Annotated in this window: 17 protein-coding genes and 1 tRNA gene; 11 read left to right on the forward strand and 7 right to left on the reverse strand. The window is 67.0% G+C overall.

Annotation, left to right across the window (positions count from 1 at the left end; all coding sequences use genetic code 11):
• Positions 1–48 precede the first annotated feature (48 nt).
• Entirely contained in the window at positions 49–1788 is a 1740-nt protein-coding gene (locus ABWP22_RS06910) for an EAL domain-containing protein (RefSeq protein WP_353199225.1), read from the reverse strand.
• Between the two features lie 151 nt (positions 1789–1939).
• On the opposite strand from ABWP22_RS06910, the gene moaA reads away from it, so the two are divergent.
• From moaA to ABWP22_RS06925, 3 genes are all read left to right on the forward strand, one after another.
• Positions 1940–3001: a GTP 3',8-cyclase MoaA gene (moaA, locus tag ABWP22_RS06915; RefSeq protein ID WP_502951096.1), complete on the forward strand. Its 1062-nt coding sequence runs from the start codon at positions 1940–1942 to the stop codon at positions 2999–3001.
• 45 nt (positions 3002–3046) lie between these two features.
• On the forward strand, positions 3047–3811 hold the full coding sequence (locus ABWP22_RS06920) for an NAD kinase (protein WP_353199226.1): 765 nt from the start codon (positions 3047–3049) through the stop codon (positions 3809–3811).
• A 76-nt stretch (positions 3812–3887) separates the two neighbouring features.
• Positions 3888–3962, forward strand: a tRNA-Asn gene (locus tag ABWP22_RS06925).
• A gap of 22 nt (positions 3963–3984) precedes the next feature.
• Here ABWP22_RS06925 and ABWP22_RS06930 read toward each other — a convergent pair.
• The gene (locus ABWP22_RS06930) at positions 3985–4866 is read right to left on the reverse strand and encodes an MBL fold metallo-hydrolase (RefSeq protein ID WP_353199227.1); all 882 of its coding nucleotides are present in this window, start codon (positions 4864–4866) and stop codon (positions 3985–3987) included.
• Between the two features lie 64 nt (positions 4867–4930).
• Here ABWP22_RS06930 and ABWP22_RS06935 point away from each other — a divergent pair, with 64 nt between their 5' ends.
• The 4 genes from ABWP22_RS06935 to ABWP22_RS06950 all read left to right on the forward strand — a co-directional run bounded on the left by ABWP22_RS06935 (position 4931) and on the right by ABWP22_RS06950 (position 8129).
• Entirely contained in the window at positions 4931–5272 is a 342-nt protein-coding gene (locus ABWP22_RS06935; protein WP_353199228.1) for an ArsR/SmtB family transcription factor, read from the forward strand.
• Complete coding sequence (locus ABWP22_RS06940; protein ID WP_353199229.1) at positions 5247–5774, forward strand: rhodanese family protein; 528 nt, start codon at positions 5247–5249, stop codon at positions 5772–5774. The genes ABWP22_RS06935 and ABWP22_RS06940 overlap by 26 nt, the downstream gene beginning before the upstream one ends.
• A gap of 28 nt (positions 5775–5802) precedes the next feature.
• Positions 5803–6558, forward strand: a complete 756-nt coding sequence (locus ABWP22_RS06945) for a sulfite exporter TauE/SafE family protein (RefSeq protein ID WP_353199230.1) — start codon at positions 5803–5805, stop codon at positions 6556–6558.
• 119 nt (positions 6559–6677) lie between these two features.
• Entirely contained in the window at positions 6678–8129 is a 1452-nt protein-coding gene (locus ABWP22_RS06950; RefSeq protein ID WP_353199231.1) for a DUF6600 domain-containing protein, read from the forward strand.
• Here the strand turns inward: ABWP22_RS06950 and ABWP22_RS06955 are convergent.
• A complete protein-coding gene (locus ABWP22_RS06955) occupies positions 8123–8467 on the reverse strand; it encodes a ribose-phosphate pyrophosphokinase (RefSeq protein WP_353199232.1) in 345 nt (114 codons plus the stop codon). The genes ABWP22_RS06950 and ABWP22_RS06955 overlap by 7 nt on opposite strands.
• A 63-nt stretch (positions 8468–8530) precedes the next feature.
• Here ABWP22_RS06955 and ABWP22_RS06960 point away from each other — a divergent pair, with 63 nt between their 5' ends.
• The 3 genes from ABWP22_RS06960 to lptA are packed head-to-tail and all read left to right on the forward strand — an operon-like array spanning position 8531 to position 10314.
• On the forward strand, positions 8531–9145 hold the full coding sequence (locus ABWP22_RS06960; RefSeq protein ID WP_353199233.1) for a ribonuclease D: 615 nt from the start codon (positions 8531–8533) through the stop codon (positions 9143–9145).
• Positions 9146–9166: 21 nt separating this feature from the next.
• Entirely contained in the window at positions 9167–9817 is a 651-nt protein-coding gene (gene lptC, locus ABWP22_RS06965) for an LPS export ABC transporter periplasmic protein LptC (RefSeq protein ID WP_353199234.1), read from the forward strand.
• Positions 9818–9819: 2 nt separating this feature from the next.
• A complete protein-coding gene (gene lptA / locus ABWP22_RS06970) occupies positions 9820–10314 on the forward strand; it encodes a lipopolysaccharide transport periplasmic protein LptA (RefSeq protein WP_353199235.1) in 495 nt (164 codons plus the stop codon).
• Here the strand turns inward: lptA and ABWP22_RS06975 are convergent.
• Genes ABWP22_RS06975 through ABWP22_RS06985 form a run of 3 tightly spaced genes read right to left on the reverse strand, consistent with a single transcriptional unit; the run spans position 10286 to position 13157 of the window.
• Positions 10286–11158, reverse strand: coding sequence for an alpha/beta fold hydrolase (locus tag ABWP22_RS06975; RefSeq protein WP_353199236.1), 873 nt, complete (start codon positions 11156–11158; stop codon positions 10286–10288). The genes lptA and ABWP22_RS06975 overlap by 29 nt on opposite strands.
• A gap of 29 nt (positions 11159–11187) precedes the next feature.
• Positions 11188–12060: an S-methyl-5'-thioadenosine phosphorylase gene (gene mtnP, locus ABWP22_RS06980; protein ID WP_353199237.1), complete on the reverse strand. Its 873-nt coding sequence runs from the start codon at positions 12058–12060 to the stop codon at positions 11188–11190.
• A gap of 14 nt (positions 12061–12074) precedes the next feature.
• A complete protein-coding gene (locus ABWP22_RS06985; protein ID WP_353199238.1) occupies positions 12075–13157 on the reverse strand; it encodes an alanine racemase in 1083 nt (360 codons plus the stop codon).
• A 69-nt stretch (positions 13158–13226) separates the two neighbouring features.
• Between ABWP22_RS06985 and ABWP22_RS06990 the strand changes: the two genes are divergently transcribed.
• Positions 13227–14210 carry a protochlorophyllide reductase gene (locus ABWP22_RS06990; protein WP_353199239.1) on the forward strand — a complete coding sequence of 328 codons (984 nt, stop codon included), beginning with the start codon at positions 13227–13229 and terminating at the stop codon, positions 14208–14210.
• An 82-nt stretch (positions 14211–14292) separates the two neighbouring features.
• Here ABWP22_RS06990 and ABWP22_RS06995 read toward each other — a convergent pair whose 3' ends face one another.
• Positions 14293–15534 carry a Coenzyme F420 hydrogenase/dehydrogenase, beta subunit C-terminal domain gene (locus tag ABWP22_RS06995; RefSeq protein ID WP_353199240.1) on the reverse strand — a complete coding sequence of 414 codons (1242 nt, stop codon included), beginning with the start codon at positions 15532–15534 and terminating at the stop codon, positions 14293–14295.
• Positions 15535–15563: the final 29 nt, after the last annotated feature.

A 15563-nucleotide genomic window follows, 5' to 3' on the forward strand; every position in this document is an offset into this window, starting at 1 on the left:
CCTCTCCCGCTTGCGGGAGAGGGGGACCCAATCAAAACGAAACCGAATCTAGGCCACGCTCACTTGCGGCCGGCCCGCGCAGAAGGCGGCCAGCCCGGCTTCATCCATCGGCGGGGCCACGCAGAAACCCTGCACCCACTGGCAGCCGGCGGCGCGCGCGGCGGCCATCTGCACATCATCCTCGACGCCTTCGGCGACAACGGCGAGCCCCAGCCGGCGTGCCGTGGCGATCATGCCTTCCACGACGATCCGCTCCCGCTCCGACCCGGTCAGGCCGGCGGCAAAGCTGCGATCCAGCTTGATCGTGTCCACGGGCAGCCGCGCCAGCCGCGCCAGGCTGGAATAGCCGGCACCGAAATCATCGAGCGAAATCCCCACCCCGTCGCGGCGCAGCAGCGACAAAGTGGCGGCGGCCGCGTCCATGTCGTTGATGATGGCTTCTTCGGTCACCTCCACGATCAGCCGGTTCGGGGACAGGCCGGCCTGGATCAGATCGGTGGCGAGCGTTTCGATGAACTGTGGATCGGCAAGATCGGCGGCGGTGACGTTCAGCGACAATTTCAGATTGGCCAACGGCCCGGTCCACGCCGCCGCCGCGGCAATCGCCCGGGCGCGGATGTGGCGGCCCAGCGTGATCGCCAATTCGGCCGATGCCGCCGTTTCCAGCAGCGTGGCGGCAGACAAGCGGCCGTGTACCGGATGGTCCCAGCGCACCAGGGCCTCGGCCCCGGCGACATGGCCATCGGCCAGCCGGGCCAACGGCTGGAACAGCACGGCGATATCGCCATCGGCCAGCGCCCGGAACAGATCGGATTCCAGATCAACGCGCAGCGCCAGCGCCGCCCCGACATCGTCGCGCATGAACCGTGCCACTGCACCCGGCTCCCGGCTGCGCGCATCGGCAAGCGCAATCGCCGCCTCGCGCAGCAGGCCGGCCGCCACGGCGCCGGGTTCGCCGGCCATGCGGCCATCATCCCAAGCGATGCCGGCGCGGCCCGACACATGGATCAGCCGATCATCCACGGCAAACGGCCGTTCGAAGCCGCTGAGCAGCCGGCGCGCCAGTGCATCGATGCCCCGCGCCGCGGCCGCGCCTGACACCCCCAGGGCGAATTCCGCCGCCGTCAAGCGGCCAAGGAGGCGCACTTCACCGCCCTGCAGGCCGGCATCGGCAATTGGGCCCAGACGGGCCGCGATCGCCGCCAGCAGGCGATCCGCCACATCGCGGCCGTGGATGGTATTGATCTGGGCAAAGCGGCCAACCCCGACCACGATCACCCCCGCCGGTTGCCCGGCGGCGCGCTGATCGGCGAGCCAGTATTGGATACGTTCGCCGCTGGCGAGGCCGGTCAGCCGGTCGGCACCCGGCGCATCGTTGGGCAGCGGCGCCGCAGCGGCCGCCGCCAGTCGCGCAGCGTGGCGACCGGCCAGGGCCAGCGCATTGGTGAAACTGTCCGATCCGAAGGGCGAGACCAGCACCGATGTTGCACCCGCCTCGCTGGCGGCGCCGGAAGCATCGGCATCGCTGCGCGACAGCAGCACCAGCATGGCGCCGCGCCGGCTTTCCACCGATGGCCCCAGGGCACGCGCCACGGTCAGTCCAGCCGCAAGCGCGCCGCGGGCATCCACCACCACCACCCGCACCGGCTCGGCGGCAAAACGCGCCGGCGCGGCGTCCGGGCGGCGTTCCAGCCGCGGCACCTTGCCCGCCGCCGTCGCCATCGCCGCCAGATCATCGGCATAGCGCGGCGAGACGATCAACACCGGCTCGTAAGGGACGGGAACCATGAAACGCGTTAACCTGCCTTGAAATCGCGTTACATCATAACCCAAGATAGACCCATTGTCAGCATGTAGATGCCAAATTCACATAAGCAACGCGTTCAGCCCGTGGCCGAATCACTTGCCAAGCCGGCCACGCCTGCCACAGGCTTGGCTCATGTTCGGTGATCGGCCTGCGACCATGCCTCCTGCGGTGCTGCCGACGGCTCCGCATGCTGCGCCGCCGCTTGTTGATCCGTTCGGCCGCGCCATCACCTATCTGCGTGTCTCCGTTACCGATCGCTGCGATTTTCGCTGTGTCTATTGCATGGCCGAAGACATGCAGTTCCTGCCAAAATCCGAAGTGCTGAGCCTGGAGGAGATCGATCGCATCGCCTCGGCCTTCATTCGGCGCGGCACGCGCAAGCTGCGGTTGACCGGCGGTGAACCACTGGTGCGGCGCGGCATCACCGATCTGGTGCACAGCCTGGGGCGCCACCTGAAAACCGGCGCACTGGAAGAATTGACCCTGACCAGCAACGGCAGCCAGATGGCGCGCCATGCGGAAGCGCTGTTTGCCGCCGGGGTGCGCCGGGTCAACATCAGCCTCGACACGCTCGATGCGGAAAAATTCGCGCGTATCACCCGCTGGGGCCGCCTGCCGCAGGTGCTCGATGGCATCGCCGCTGCCACGGCGGCCGGCCTGAAGGTCAAGCTCAACACCGTGGCGCTGGCGCACGAGAACGCCGACGAAATCGAAGCGCTGATGACGTTCGCGGCCCGGGGCGGCCATGATCTCACCCTCATCGAAACCATGCCCTTGGGCGAAATAGGCGAAGACCGTGTGGACCAGTATCTGCCCTTGTCAGCCGTACGCCGGCAATTGGCACAGCGCTACACGCTCACCGATCTGCCGCACCGCACCGGTGGGCCGGCCCGCTATGTCCATGTCGAGGAGCTCGGTCTGCAATTGGGCTTCATCACGCCGCTGACCCACAATTTCTGCGAAAGCTGCAACCGCGTGCGGCTGACCGCGACCGGGCAATTGTACATGTGCCTAGGCCAGGATGACCAGGCCGATCTGCGCGCCGTACTGCGCCGGGTTGGCAATGATCCTGCCGCCATCGATGCCGCCCTTGATGAAGCCATCTCGCGCAAGCCCAAGGGCCATGATTTCGTCATCGATCGGCGCGGCGCGCAGCCGGCGGTGGCCCGCCACATGAGCATGACCGGCGGTTGATACGCAGGCATCTGGCACATCTGGGACAAACGGGGGATTGATTCCATGAAACTCGCACTGCTGGCATCCGACAGCCATGTCGCGCGCGCCGCCGCCGAAACCCTGCGCGCCGGCCATGAATTCGTGCCGGTGCGCGAAGCCGATGTCGTGGTGGCGCTGGGCGGCGACGGGTTCCTGCTGCACTGCCTGCACGAGGCCCTGCAACTGAAAGACCCCAAGCCGATGTTCGGCATGAATCGCGGCACGGTGGGTTTCCTGATGAATGATTTCCGCGCCAAGGATCTGCTGGCCCGCGTCGAGGCCGCCAAGCGCTTCACGCTCAATCCGCTGTTGATGACCGCCACCACGGCATCGGGGCGCTGCGTGTCGTTCCCGGCGATCAACGAGGTGTCGCTGCTGCGCGAAACCCGCCAGGCCGCCAAGATCGGCATCGCCATCGATGGCAAGACCCGCATGGAAGAACTGATCTGCGATGGTGTGCTGGTCTCCACGCCGGCCGGCTCCACCGCCTATAATCTGTCAGCCAATGGTCCCATCCTGCCGCTGGAATCCGATCTGCTCGCCCTCACCCCGATTTCACCATTCCGCCCCCGCCGCTGGCGCGGCGCGCTGCTGCCCGGCGCCAGCGTGATCGAATTCGAAGTGCGCGAATCCCGCAAGCGCCCGGTTTCAGCCGTCGCCGATCAGATGGAGGTGCGCGACGTGGCGCATGTGAAGGTGAGCATCGACCGCGACATCAACCTGACCCTGATGTTCGATCCCGAATATGCCCTGGACGACCGCATCAGCCTGGAACAGTTCGCGAGTTGATCCGCAACAGCCGACCATGCCCGAAATCCGCTTGGCAAGCCCGGCAGGCACCGCTAAGGGAGCGCTCCCACGCTGTTCCTCGGTAGCTCAGCGGTAGAGCAGTCGACTGTTAATCGACTGGTCGCAGGTTCGAATCCTGCCCGGGGAGCCAGCGTGGGCGTTCTCCCGAAAATTTACAGCAATGTCAGCGGCAGCCTGAGAAAGCGGCGGCCCTGCGCGTCGGCGGGCGGTAGTTCGCCGGCGGCAATGTTCACCTGCAGGCTGGGCAGGATCAGCGTCGGCGGCGCCAGCGTGGCATCGCGGGCCTGTCGCATCGCAACGAAGCTGGCGGCATCGATGCCATCATGCACGTGGATGTTGCCGGCTTTCTGCGCGGCGACCGTGGTTTCGCAGCGATAGTCGCTGCGCCCGGCCGGCAGATAATCATGGCCGACAAAGATACGGGTATCGCCGGGCAAGGCCAGGATCTTGGTGATGGAGGCATGCAGGGTCGCGGCATCGCCGCCGGGAAAATCGCAGCGCGCCGTGCCATAATCCGGCATGAACAAGGTGTCGCCGACGAACGCCGCAGCGCCGATCACATAGGTGGCGCAGGCCGGCGTGTGGCCCGGCGTGTGCAGCACGCGGATGGTCAGATCGCCCAATGGCAAGACAGCACCATCCTCCACCAGCACATCGAACTGGCGGCCATCGGTGGCCATGTCATACAGGCCGAATCGCGGCGCGAACACCCGCTGCACCTGGGTAATATTTGAACCGATCACCAACGGCGCCCCGCTGCGATCCCGCAGCCAATGGCCGCCGGCGAGATGATCGGCGTGGGCGTGGGTTTCCATCACCCATTTCAGGCTGAGCCGGCGCTGCGCCACCAGATCCAGCAGGCGCTCAAGGCCGGCATGGGAAACGGCAGCGCCTTTCGGTTCATAATCCAGCACCGCATCGATGATCGCGGCTGCGCCCGTGGCGGGATCGGCAACGAGATAGGTCCAGGTGTTGGTGGCCGCATCGAGGATCGGGGCGACCTCTGGGGCTGGGCGGGTTGGAGTCGGGACCATTGAACGTTCCTCTCCAGTGTATATTAGACCTTGCTAAATTAGAATAAACTCATATATTGATCACATGAACCCGGATGATCTTGCCCGCTTCGAAACATCAGCCGCTGCGGCCTCCCGCCTGTTGAAGGCGATGGCGCATGATTCCCGCCTGCTGGTGCTGTGCCAGTTGGCCGCCGGTGAGCGGCAGGCAGGGCAAATCGCCAGCCGCCTGTCACAATCCGCCCTGTCCCAGCACTTGGCGCTGCTGCGCAGCGAAGGCCTGGTGGCCGCCCGCCGTGACGGGCTGGCCGTCCATTACCGCATTGCCGATCCCGCCGTACTTGCGGTGATCACCACCCTGGCCGGCATTTTCTGCCCGCCTGACCAACAGGAAGACGCCCATGTTGCCGCAAATCTCTCCCGCTGACGCCGCGATGCTGCTGGAACGGGGCAAGGCGATGATCGTCGATGTGCGCGAGCCGGACGAATTCGCCGCCCGGCATATCCCCGCATCGCTGTCGCGCCCGCTCAGCCTGCCCGATGCAGGCCCGCTGGCTTGCGGCACGGATGTCGAACTGCTGTTCACTTGCCAAACCGGCCGGCGCACCGCGGCCAATGACCAACGTCTCGCTGCCCTCGGCAAGGCCGGCCATGTCCATCTGCTGGCGGGCGGCGTCGATGCCTGGGCGAAGGCCGGGCTGGGTGTGGCCGGGCGTGATGCGGCCCGTACGATGCCGCTGATGCGACAGGTGCAGATCGCTGCCGGCGTGCTGGTGCTAGCCGGCGTCGGGCTCAGCCTGGTGGCGGCACCTGTCTGGATTGGCTTGTCGGCCTTTGTCGGGGCAGGCCTCACCTTTGCCGGTGTGTCGGGCTGGTGCGGCATGGCGCGATTGCTGGCGGTGATGCCGTGGAACCGCGTGACGGCCTGATCCGGTGGAGGCCAGCCTTGCACTTGGTTTGCCGGCGGCCGCCGCTGGCGGGGCGCTGATTGCGCTGTTGCTTGGCCTGTTCGGCGGCGGCGGCTCGGTGCTGGCGACGCCCTTGCTGCTGTATGTGGTTGGCATTGCCGATCCGCACGTGGCCATCGGCACCGGTGCGGCCGCCGTGGCGTTGAACGCGGCCGGCAATCTGGCGGTGCAGGCGCGCGCCGGCATGGTGAAATGGCCCTGCGCGCTCAGTTTTGCCGGGGCGGGCCTGGCCGGATCTCTGGCGGGTGCCGCGCTGGCGCAGCAATTGGATGGCCAGGCATTGCTCGGCGTCTTCGCTGTGGCGATGCTGGCGGTCGGGCTGGCCATGCTGCGTCCGGCGCGCAACGTGGGAAATCCCGATGTGCACATTGATGCCGCCATGATCCTCAAGCTGCTGCCAGTCGGGTTGGCCGTGGGCCTCGCCGCAGGATTTTTCGGCATTGGCGGCGGCTTTCTGATCGTGCCGGGCCTGATGGCGGCGACCGGCATGACCCTCGCCAATGCCGCAGCATCGTCGCTGGTGTCGGTGTTGGTGTTCGGGGTGGCAACAGCGGGCACCTATGCGGCGGCCGGGCGCGTCGATGTGCCGGCGCTGATCGCGATGGCGGCGGGCGGCATCATCGGCGTGATCGCCGCGCGCAGCCTGGCGCCGCGGCTGGCATCGCGCGCGGCGCTGGCCCGGCAACTGTTTGCGGTGATGGTGATCACCACCGCGCTCTACGTCGGCTGGCGGGCGCTGGGCTGACGCTGCACCATTGCAACGCGCCTGCAACATTCATGCAGGCGACAGCCGCCCTGTGCGAAACAGAGGCCCTTCTCTGGTGAAAGGCCAATTTGCCGATGTTCCCGCGATCGCTTGCCATCATGCTGGCCCTTTCTGTGGGGGCCTGCGCCTATCCCGGCGAAGTTACCGGCCGGGCACCGGTATATGATGATGGCGATCAGCCGGTGATGGGCGGTTACGCGGCCGATTGGCCGGCGCAGCCCGGCGCACTGTGGGGGCCGGAAGACGTGCCCGGCGTGGACGTTTTCTATCAGCCCTTGGCGCAGCACGGCCGCTGGCTGCAGACGCGCTGGGGCCGGGCGTTTCAGCCGGCGGCGCCGCAGGGTTGGCGGCCGTACGTCAACGGCCAGTGGCTCGACAATCGCTATTGGCTGTCCGCCGATCCCTGGGGCTGGGCAACCGATCATTATGGCCGCTGGGGCTTTGACGAGGCGATCGGCTGGGTGTGGGTGCCCGGCACCAATTGGGGGCCAAGCTGGGTGGCATGGCGCGAAGCCGACGCGGTGGTCGGCTGGGCGCCGATCCCGCCGCAGATCGCCTGGAATGTCGGCGTCGGCTTTGGCGCAGGCTGGGGCTATGACAATTGGGGCAGTTGGTATGGCCCGTCATGGGTGTGGGTGCCGCGCGGCAACCTGTTTGCCGCGCGCTTTGGCGGCCGCATCCTGCCGTGGAATTTCGGCGTGAATTACTGGGGCCGCACGCATTGGCAGCACACGCCCTATTGGGGCTGGAACCAGCCCTGGAATCGCGGCTGGGGCTGGCGCGCGCCGGGAGCCGGGTTCGGTCGGGGCTATGGCCATAACCCGCGTGGTTATCGAGGCGATGGCCGGAGCGGCTGGAACAACGGCCCGCGTCGTGAAGGCTGGAACGGCAACCCCCGTCCGGGCCAGCCGGGCAGCGTGGGCGACGCCATCGGCCGTGGCCTGACCGGCCAACCGCAGCGGCCACCGCAAGGATGGAATGGCAACTATGGCACTGATCCGCGCCGTGATGGCTGGAACGGCGGCCCGCGCCGTGATGGCTGGAACGGCAACCCCGGTCAGGTCCAACCGGGCGGCGTGGGCGATGCCATCGGCCGTGATCTGACCGGCCAACTGCAGCGTCCGCCGCAAGGCTGGAATGGCAATGGTCGCCGTGCCGGCCAACCCGGAACCTCAATGGGCAATGATCCGCGCGGAACTGATATTGGCGGCGATCCGCGCCGCGCTGATATTGGCGGCGAACCGCGCCGCGTTGAACGTGGCGGCGATCCGCGCCGCGGGGGCTGGAACGGTGGCGGTCGTCCGCCGCGGGGCGATCGCCCGTCCGCCGGCCTGTCGGGGGCGGTGGGCGGTGCGATGGCCCCGCCACCAATGCAGGCCCGGCCCGCGCCCGAACCGCGCCCGGTCCGCGATTTCATGCCCCAGCCGCGCAGCGAACCAGCGCCGCGCAGCGAACCAGCGCCGCGCAGCGAGCCAGCACCGCAGCGCGCCGAGCCCGCACAACCGGTGCGCGACAGCTATCGCGAAGACAGCCGTCCCAACCCCTATTGATCCCGCCAATAGGCGAAGGCCCGGGCCTGGCGTGACGCCACAAAGCGGCGCGCGTCGGGCCCGGTCCAGTCGGGCGGTGCATCCCGCCGGCCGACCCACCAGCCCTGCCCCGGCAACCGATCCGATTCGCGCACCACCAGCACCGCCAGTTCCGGCTCCCCCGCCGACCTTGCGTCTGCGTCGATGGCGTCGAGCAGCCGGCACAGGCTGCGCATTTTCGGCCGGCTGAAGCGATACCCCAGTGCCAGCAACATTTCCGAATAAGACAGGTCACGCCCGGATCGCGCTGCGGCGATCAGCAACGCCTTCACCTCCGGCAGATCGGCAGCGGCCACCATGGCCCAGCATAGCGGCAGCCATCACTGGATGACAGGGTCAACCGCCCCTGCTAACGCGGCGGCATGACTGTGTATCTTCATGAAGGGGACCTGCCCGCCGGCGTGCTCGCCCCCGGCCCTGTCGCCGTCGACAGCGAAACCATGGGATTGAACCCGCACCGCGATCGCCTGTGCCTGCTGCAGATCAGCGATGGCCACGGCGACGAACATCTCGTGCGCTTCAGCCCCGGCGTCTATGATGCGCCCAATCTGAAGGCGGTGCTCGCCGATCCGGCCCGACTGAAGCTGATGCATTTCGCGCGGTTCGATATTGCGGTGATCCAGCAATATCTGGGCGTGTGGGCGACCCCGGTGTTCTGCACCAAGATCGCATCGAAACTGGTGCGCACCTACACCGATCGCCACGGCCTGAAGGATCTGCTGCGCGAAACCCTGGGGGTCGATATCTCCAAGCAGCAGCAATCATCGGATTGGGGCGCCGGCGAACTCAGCGAGGCGCAGAAGGATTATGCCGCCAGCGATGTGCGCTATCTGCACCGCGCTCACGCCGTGCTGGTGGACCGGCTGGCGCGCGAAGGCCGCACCGCCATCGCCAATGCCTGTTTCGATTTCCTGCCCACCCGCTGCGAACTCGATCTCAAGGGCTGGCCCGAACAGGATATTTTCGCGCATCTGTAACGGCGCTGCCGAAGGCTCGACGTGACCGCACCCCCCATCCCCGCAGCGCCGCTCCTGTCCCGCCGGCAGCGCGCTGCCCTGCCCGGCAGCAGCCATGATCGGCGCATGACCGTGCTGAAATGGCTGCTGCCGGCGGCGGCTGTCATGATCGGCCTGGCCATATTGATCTGGCCCTTGCTCAGCGTGCAGGAATTTTCCTTCCTGCTTGCCAAGGATCAGGTGGCGGTGTCGCGCGAACGGCTGCGGGTGAACCGTGCCGAATATCGCGGCAAGACCACGGCCGGCGAAGCCTTTGCCATTTCGGCCGGCAGCGCCGTGCAGAAATCCAGCGCCGTGCCGATCGTCGAGCTGACAACGCTGCGGGCCCAACTCGACGGGCGTGATGGCCCGGCGCAGGTGACGGCACCTTCGGGCCGCTATTTCCTGGGCGAAGACCGCCTGGAAGTGGCCGGCCCGGTCGAGCTGCGGTCCGACGGTGGCTACCGCCTTGATGCCGATACCGTGTTCGTCGATCTCAAGCGCCGCCGGGTCAACACGCGAACGCCGGTAAAGGGCAAGCTGCCGATGGGCAATTTCCGCGCCGATCGGATGAGCGGCGATCTGGCCGGCAACCGTGTGTCGCTGGCTGGCAATGTGCACTTGCGCATCAACCAGCGCAGCGGCAGAGGATAGACATGACGCGAGCCCTTTTCTGTCTGTTGCTGATGTCTGCCACGCCGGCGCTGGCCCAGACTTTCGACAGCGCCGCGCCGATCGATGTCGATGCCGCACGCATCGATATTGCCGACAATCAGAATGAAGCCATCTTCACCGGCGCCGTGGTCATCCGCCAGGGCAGCCTGACGCTGAATGCCGATCGCGTCCGCATCAGCTATGCCAAGGACAGCAGCGGCAATCCGCAGGTGCAGCGGCTCGATGCCCTTGGCAATGTGCGGCTGCGGCAAAACACGATGCACGCCACCGCCAACAGCGGCATTTACGATGTGAAGGGCCGGCTGGTGACCTTGCTGGGCAGCGTCAAGATGGACCGCGATGGCAACCATCTCGAAGGCGCGCGCGTCGTCTGGAACCTCAACACCCGCACCAGCAGCTTCGACAATCGCTCCGCCGCCAACCCCGGCGGCCGTGTGACCGGTCGCTTCACCGTCCCGAAGCAGCCGCCGAACTGACCTGCGCAATCGCGTCCCGCACCAGATCCGGGCGTTCAAGCGGCACGAAATGCGTGGTGCCGGCAATGCGGGTGGCGCCAAGGCACGCCGGATGGGCAGCAAAAGCCGCGAGTTCGCCGGTCTGCACGGTGGAGCCATGCTCACCGGCGATCAGGATGAACGGGCAGGTGAGGCTGTGCAGCGCAGCTTCGACATGGGGTGAGACGGCGCGAAAGGTTGCCGATTCAAACGCGGGCGCACATGCCAGTTCCACGCCCTCTGCCGTCTCCACCAGGCCGCCGGCCAGATAGGCATCAAGATCTTCGTCAGCCCAGCTGCGGAAGACGCCGCGGCCATGATAAGCGGCGCGGGCATCGGCGCGGCTGGGAAACAGCCCGCGGCGCTTGGCGGCCTGATCGGCCATCGGATTGGGGATCGCCTGGCCGGCGCGCACCAGCGCCGACACTTCGAAGGGCAGCATCGCCGGATCGACCATCACCAGGCCCGCCACCCGATCCGGGCGCAGGGCGGCCGCGAGCAGCGACACTGCCGCCCCCATCGAATGGCCCGCCAAGATCCAGCGCGCATCACCGTCAATAACGCCCAGCAACATGTCGAGATCGGCGGCAAATTCATCCCAGCTGGTCAGCGCCGCCGGGTCCTTGGGCAGGCCGGTGAAGCCATGGCCGCGCGCATCGCTGGCAGTGATGGCAAAATCCGCGGCCAGCGGCGCCAGCATCCGCGCATAAAGCTGCGCATTCATGCCGGTGGCGTGCGCGAAATGCAGGGGTTGGCCCCGACTGGAGCCTGCGGCTTGCAGCGCCGACACTGGCCCGGCCGGCGTGGAAATGGTGATGCGGTTCATGGGCTGCAGCGATAGCAGACGGCAGCGCGTCAACCAGTGCGCCCTTTTGTCAGCCAGCGCGCCAGGATGGCCGCATTCTTCGTCAGCAGCGCCGGGTCGCGCGCTTCCGGCGCGGTCATGATGGCGGCGTCCAGCACATTATCGATCGGGCTGGGCGGGCGCGCGGCCGGCAGGCTGGCGCACAAGGCGATGATGCTGGCGCGGGCCAGGGCGGCGTTGCCGTGCATCACCGCCATGATGTCGGTGACATCCACATCCGTGCCGTCATGCCAGCAATCATAATCCGTCACCATCGCCAGCAGTGCGTAGGGCAGTTCAGCCTCGCGCGCCAATTTGGCTTCCGGCATCGCGGTCATGCCGATCAGATCACAGCCCCAGGCCTGGTGCAGCCGGCTTTCGGCGCGGGTGGAAAAGGCCGGGCCTTCCATCGCCAGATAGGTGGCGCCGCGGTGCAGCGTGCCGCCAACTTCTGCCACCGCATCGCCGACCAGGCCCGACAGGCGCGGACAGGTGGGATCAGCCATCGGCACATGCGCCACCAGCCCGCTGCCAAAGAAGCTGCCGGGGCGGCCCTTGGTGCGATCGATGAATTGATCCACCAGCACAAAATCGCCCGGCGCCATCGTGGCATTCAGCGATCCCACCGCCGACACCGCCAGCAAATCGGTGCAGCCCAGGCGTTTCAGCGCATCGATGTTGGCGCGCACGTTCAATTCGCCGGGGGCGACGCGATGCCCGCGGCCATGGCGCGGCAGGAACGCCACGTCGATGCTGCCCAGCCGCCCGGTGAGCACAGCGTCCGACGGTGCCCCCCACGGAGATTCCACCGCCACCCAGCGCGCATCGGCCAGCCCGTCGATGGCATAGAGCCCCGATCCGCCGATGATGCCCAATTTCCACATTCAACTTTTCCAGGTCACAGGCTGGATCGGCGGGCATCGATGGCCCAGCGTTCCAGCGCACCATCTTCATCCGCCACGAAAAACGCATCGTGCAAGGCGACCGTGGGATCGACATGGCCGGGTTGCAGCCAGACGATGCCACCTTCGACTGCGCCGCCGGGCGGAATGATCGCGCCATGTTCATCGCCCATTGGCCGATATCCGCTCCCCGCTGGCACCACGACGCGCTGCGCCGGTCCGTTGGGGTGCAGCGCCTTGTGCCCGGCATCGCAGGTGACATGGCTGGCGTGCTGGGCGGAAACCACGCTGGCGGCTAGGAACAGCGCCGGCGCGAACGGCAGATCGCCCAGATCGCCATATTCGACATCCATCAGCGCATAGCTGCCGGCCTGGATTTCCGTGTAGACGCCGGCCGCCAGATCCATCGCCGCCGTGCCGGTGCCGCCGCCGGTCACCTGCGGCGGCGCCAGGCCAGCACTGCGCAGATCATGCACCGCGCCGCGCAAGCGATCGGTCCACGCGGCATGCGCCGCGACGCGTTCGGCCGGCAGCAGATGCTGGTGATGCCCGCAATAGGCCTGTACCCCGGCATAATGCAGGCCCGGCAGGTCGACCAGCAACTGCGCCAGCGCGCCGGCCTGATCGGCGGCCACCCCGGCACGGCCCATGCCGGGATCGATATCGACATAGGCATCCAGCACCGCACCGGCCGCCAGCGCCGCCACGCTGGCTTCGCGGGCCTGAACCGCGCTGTCCAGCACCGCACCGACGTGCGCCAGACGCGCCAGCGCCGCCAGCCGCGGCCAGCCCCACGGCGGCACCGGCGCTGTCACCAGCACATCGTTGATGCCGGCGTGCACATAGGTTTCGGCTTCACCCACCGTCTGGCAACACAGGCCGATGGCGCCGCCCGCCACCTGCAATTTGCCCAGCCGGCTGCACTTGTGCATCTTGCCATGGGGGCGCAGCCGAACGCCTTTTGCGTCACACGCCGTCTGCATCGCCGCCAGATTGGCCAGCATCGCGGCACGGCGGATCACAAGGGCGGGAGTGATGGGCGGGTTCACCAGGCCCAGAACGTCGGCAAGCGGTTGCATGGACCTTGTCTTGCCGCGCCGCAGCGTTTGAGTCAAAGAGCCGCAAGCGCACCGCGAGGGGATAACTTCATGTCGGATCAATCTGTGGTCATCATCACCGGTGCCTCCTCCGGCGTCGGCCTGTGGGCCGCCAAGGCGCTGGCAACCCGCGGCTGGCTGGTGATCATGGCCTGCCGCGATCTCGCCAAGGCCGAGGCTGCGGCTGCCGAAGCCGGCATCCCCGCCGAATCGCGCCGCATCCTGCACATCGATCTGGGCAGCCAGGCCAGCGTGCGGCGTTTTGCCGATGATTTCCATGCACTTGGTCTGCCATTGGACGCACTGCTGCTGAACGCCGCTGTCTATCTGCCACGCGCCACCGAGCCGCAGCGCAGCCCCGAAGGCTTTGAAATCAGCGTCGCCACCAATTATTTCGGGCACTTCCTGCTCGCGCATCTGTTGCTGGATGATCTGAAGGCCGCGCATGGCCGACCAAAGACTGGCGGTGCCGGCCCGGCACGGCTGATCACGCTGGGCACGGTGACGGCGAACAGCGAGGAGTTCGGCGGCAAGGTGCCGATCCCGGCGCCGGCCGACCTTGGCGATCTGGCCGGCCTTGCCGCCGGGTTCCAGGCGCCGATTGCCATGATCGATGGCAAGCCGTTCAAACCCGGCAAGGCCTATAAAGACAGCAAGCTGGCCTGCATGATCATGAACCGGGAATTCCAGAAGCGCTGGGGCGAGACCGGGGTCATCTTCAACACGCTCTATCCGGGCTGCGTGGCCGATACGCCGCTGTTCCGCCACACGCCGCCGGCCTTTCAGAAGATTTTTCCCTGGTTCCAGAAGAACATCACCAAGGGCTATGTCTCCCAGCCGCTCGCCGGGGAGCGCACCGCGCAAGTCGTCGCCGATCCGGCCTTCGCCGCCCAATCGGGCGTGCACTGGAGCTGGGGCAACCGCCAGCAGGAAGGCCGCCAGGCATTCGCGCAGAAATTGTCCGTGCGCGGCACCAACGAGGCGCGCAATGAACGCCTGTGGGATCTGACGATGAAATCGGTGGGGCTGGCATAAATCCTGCCCCACGGTCGTCAGGGAAAGAGCAGCCTCCGGCGGGCAGGGACTGCGTCCGTGCCCGCCGGCGGCTTCTGTGCCTTTACCCTTGCTTCGTTTCGCCCTTTGCCGGCACCAGCCCGTATCGCGCCACCAGTGTCCACACGTGCGGCGGGATCATGTTTTTCATCATCGCCGGCGCTTCGCGGCGCAGATGCAGGATGGTTTCGATCGCCTTCATCTCGACGCGGGTGCGGGCGAATTCCTTGCCCTTGGGGCCGACGATCGGCATCAACTTGCCGACGATGGGCCGCACCCATTTCGGCATCCGGCGCAGCGGCAGGCCGCCAGCGGCGCGTTTGGTGTTGGCCATGAAGCCCTTCACCGGCCCGGCGCGCTTCGATCCATCCGGTTTGCCGTTATCCTCCGGCTCCGACAGCCCCACTTCATCGCCGAGCAGGCCGAGCAATTCGGCGCCGCGATCGTTGCGGACCAGCAGCCATTGTTCGCCGGTGCCGCCCATATAGCCGACCGTGATATCGGCCAGGCTGTTGGTGTAATCCACGCACGTCCGGCAGGTGAGCGGGAAGAAATCCGGCCGCAGATCGGACAGCGGCAGCATCAGGAACGGCACTTCGCGCTTGCCGCCATCCTCGAACCGCAGCTCGACATGATAATTCGCCTTGAATTCCAGATAGGTGATGCTGTCCGGCTTGTCCGACAGCAGGCTGAGGAATTCGTGGAAATTCTCCGTCGTCGTGTTGTCGCTGCACGGCGTGCCGATCACATAGATGCGCTCGAAGCCCAGCTTGGCCTCCAGCCGGCGCAGCGCGTGAATCTGGCAGGGGATACCGATGATGGCGATGCGCTTGAAGCCGGCCGCGCGGGCCGGTTCCAGCAGCGCCAGCAGCGGCGCATAGCCCATGCGCATGCCGCGCACGCTGGCCATGGCCGCCGCCTGCGTGACGATCACCGGACGCGGCCGCCATTTGTCATCCGGGTCCGGCGCCATGGTCAGCACCGCCTCGACCGCGCCGGTTTCCAGCAAGCGCTCGCCCAGCCGGCTGGTGATGCCGGTCCATTGCGCGCCCACCGATGGCTGTTTCAATCGGGCGCGCGCCATGCGCTGGAACGGCCCGAAAAACAGTTCGTCGGGCCGGCTCTCGTCACGGGCGCGGCCATGCACCTGGGTTTCCATGGCGGCATAGTCGGGCTTGATGAACTGGCAGGCGGTGCCGCAATCGTTGGGCGTGGCGGTGCGCGACACGCCGCAATCGGTACACAGGCCACGCGGCGCCGCCGCGGCAAATTCAGGCGCAATCACTGCGGCATGCTGTTCGTTCACAAATTTTCCCCGATTGGCTGCCCGCCGTT

This window comes from Sandarakinorhabdus sp. (assembly GCF_040398665.1).
Classification (GTDB): Bacteria; Pseudomonadota; Alphaproteobacteria; order Sphingomonadales; family Sphingomonadaceae; genus Sandarakinorhabdus.

What these genes read in the sequence shown, in the direction of transcription:
- ABWP22_RS06910 (WP_353199225.1), bottom strand. Translation starts at nt 1,788, where the DNA reads ATGGTTCCCGTCCCTTACGAGCCGGTGTTGATCGTCTCGCCGCGCTAT.
- moaA (WP_502951096.1), top strand. Translation starts at nt 1,940, where the DNA reads ATGTTCGGTGATCGGCCTGCGACCATGCCTCCTGCGGTGCTGCCGACG.
- ABWP22_RS06920 (WP_353199226.1), top strand. Translation starts at nt 3,047, where the DNA reads ATGAAACTCGCACTGCTGGCATCCGACAGCCATGTCGCGCGCGCCGCC.
- ABWP22_RS06930 (WP_353199227.1), bottom strand. Translation starts at nt 4,866, where the DNA reads ATGGTCCCGACTCCAACCCGCCCAGCCCCAGAGGTCGCCCCGATCCTC.
- ABWP22_RS06935 (WP_353199228.1), top strand. Translation starts at nt 4,931, where the DNA reads ATGAACCCGGATGATCTTGCCCGCTTCGAAACATCAGCCGCTGCGGCC.
- ABWP22_RS06940 (WP_353199229.1), top strand. Translation starts at nt 5,247, where the DNA reads ATGTTGCCGCAAATCTCTCCCGCTGACGCCGCGATGCTGCTGGAACGG.
- ABWP22_RS06950 (WP_353199231.1), top strand. Translation starts at nt 6,678, where the DNA reads ATGCTGGCCCTTTCTGTGGGGGCCTGCGCCTATCCCGGCGAAGTTACC.
- ABWP22_RS06955 (WP_353199232.1), bottom strand. Translation starts at nt 8,467, where the DNA reads ATGGTGGCCGCTGCCGATCTGCCGGAGGTGAAGGCGTTGCTGATCGCC.
- ABWP22_RS06960 (WP_353199233.1), top strand. Translation starts at nt 8,531, where the DNA reads ATGACTGTGTATCTTCATGAAGGGGACCTGCCCGCCGGCGTGCTCGCC.
- lptA (WP_353199235.1), top strand. Translation starts at nt 9,820, where the DNA reads ATGACGCGAGCCCTTTTCTGTCTGTTGCTGATGTCTGCCACGCCGGCG.
- ABWP22_RS06975 (WP_353199236.1), bottom strand. Translation starts at nt 11,158, where the DNA reads ATGAACCGCATCACCATTTCCACGCCGGCCGGGCCAGTGTCGGCGCTG.
- mtnP (WP_353199237.1), bottom strand. Translation starts at nt 12,060, where the DNA reads ATGTGGAAATTGGGCATCATCGGCGGATCGGGGCTCTATGCCATCGAC.
- ABWP22_RS06985 (WP_353199238.1), bottom strand. Translation starts at nt 13,157, where the DNA reads ATGCAACCGCTTGCCGACGTTCTGGGCCTGGTGAACCCGCCCATCACT.
- ABWP22_RS06990 (WP_353199239.1), top strand. Translation starts at nt 13,227, where the DNA reads ATGTCGGATCAATCTGTGGTCATCATCACCGGTGCCTCCTCCGGCGTC.